Origin of the sequence: Kitasatospora sp. NPDC058965, assembly GCF_042741245.1 — a bacterium.
Lineage (GTDB): Bacteria > Actinomycetota > Actinomycetes > Streptomycetales > Streptomycetaceae > Kitasatospora.
In genome coordinates, this window is record NZ_JBHYKG010000578.1 from 1 (window position 1) to 1,801 (window position 1,801).

Annotated in this window: 1 protein-coding gene and 1 pseudogene; both read right to left on the reverse strand. The window is 78.1% G+C overall.

The genetic code is table 11. From position 1 onward, the window contains the following. A pseudogene (locus ACFW1A_RS40320) lies at window positions 1-938 on the reverse strand (hypothetical protein); the annotation flags it as partial. A gap of 131 nt (window positions 939-1,069) precedes the next feature. Continuing rightward, a complete protein-coding gene (locus ACFW1A_RS40325; RefSeq protein WP_380418683.1) occupies window positions 1,070-1,738 on the reverse strand; it encodes a hypothetical protein in 669 nt (222 codons plus the stop codon). Between the last annotated feature and the right edge of the window lie 63 nt (window positions 1,739-1,801).

A 1,801-nucleotide genomic window follows, 5' to 3' on the forward strand; every position in this document is an offset into this window, starting at 1 on the left:
CCCCCGCCACCGCCGCCCGAACCCCCGCCGGTGCCGCCGCCCGCGCCGGATCCGCCCTGGCCGGCGGGCGCGCCCTGGGTGGGCAGCGGGGCGGGCGGCAGCGAGGGCTGGGCGCTCGGGGCCGGGGCCGCGCCCGGGTCGGCCCCGGGCGCGATCGCCTGCTGGGAGGCGGTCGCCGCCACCTCGCGCGCCCGGGTGGCCACGGTCGGATGGACCGAGAGCCAGAACGCCACCGCGGCGGCGGTCAGCGCCGCCGCCCCCATCAGCACCCGGGCGGTCCAGCGCGGCAGCACGGCCGCGTGCACGAAGGTGCCCTCCGCGGCCAGCGGCTCGGTGCCGGCCCGCTGCACCGCGACCGAGAACGGCGCGGTCTCCCGCCCGCCGGTCCAGCGCACCTGCTTGGGACGCAGCGTCAGTTGGGCGAAGGCCGCCCGGCCCGGGGCGATCTGCAGCGAGGAGGGCTCCAGCTCGAACTCCAGCCGGTCGCCCGGCTCGCGCCCGGTCAGCGAGACGGTCACCTCGGTGTTGCCCAGGTTGTCCACCGCCAGCCGGGGCCGGCCGCGCCAGCGTCCGCGGCTCTCCTGCGGCACCAGCTCGGCGTGCAGCTCGGTGAAGGGGGTGATCGACAGCATCCCCTCGACCACGGTGGTCGCGTCGGGCTGCTCGGCGGGCACCACCTTGACCCCGTACGGGTGCGGCCCGGCGGCCGCGTCGGGCGAGCGCGGCGGGGCGAAGGTCAGCTCCACCGTCCCGCCGGTACCGGGGTACAGCTTCAGCGCGGCGGGTTCGGCGCGGGCCCACCGGGCCGGCTCGCCGACCAGCAGGATCCGGTACTCCTCGACGACGTCGCCGGTGTTGCGCAGGGTCAGCGTCACGCTGGCCGCGCCGCCCGGGTCGACGGTCGCCGAAGCGGGTTCGAGAGAGGTCCAGATGCTCACCCGGGCACGCTAGGGCGGGCCCGGCGGTCTGCCCAGGCCCGAGCGGCGCCGGGCGCGGGAAGCGTTCGGCGCACCGTTCGGGCAGTGCGGCGGGCCCGTTCGGGCAACCGGCGGCGCCGCCCGACGGTACGTTACTCGGCCGCCGCCGACCGCAGGGTGTCCGACTCGATCGGCCAGGGCTGCTCGACCGGGCGCAGCCGGCGCCAGTCGTAGGGCGGGTGGCCGAGCTTGAGGTGGCGCCGGTCGATCACGTTCGCCACCGCCCAACTGCCGACGCAGGCCGCGATCAGCGCCTTGCCGGCCCGGCCGTGCCGCGGCTGCGGGCAGGCCAGGCCGGCCAGCACCGCGGAGCCGGCCAGGTAGCCGAGCATGGGGTAGACGCCGAGCTGGTGGTAGATCTTGGTGGGGGCCAGGGCCTGGGCCCGGTTGAACCGTCCGCAGCGCACCTCGGCCCGCCACTGCCAGAGCCCGAAGCCGAGCCAGGCCGCGCTGGCGGCCACCGCGAGCGGGCCGCGCACCCAGGAGCGGACCGAGCTCGGCGGCACCGAGCGGCACTGCGCCACCCCGCAGGCGGCGGCCACCGCGAGCAGCGGGTCGCCGTAGACCAGGGCGCGGAACTCGTGACGGGGCTTCAGGACCCGGCGCTCGCCCAGCAGGGCGACCGCCGCGGGGATGCCCGGACTGAGCAGGAAGGCGGCGGAGAAGGTGGCGACGGGCCCGGCGGCGAGCGGTGCGCCGAGCAGCGGCAGCCAGCGGCGGGCGCGGTGGGCGGACGGGCGTGACGCGGTCTTGGCAGCCATCTCTGGTCTCCCCGTGAGGCGCGGTGGGGGCCAACGTAACAACGGCCCGGGGCCGCGGCACCT

Excerpts from the sequence above, each read along its gene's own strand:
- ACFW1A_RS40325 (WP_380418683.1), bottom strand. The coding sequence starts at position 1,738 with ATGGCTGCCAAGACCGCGTCACGCCCGTCCGCCCACCGCGCCCGCCGC.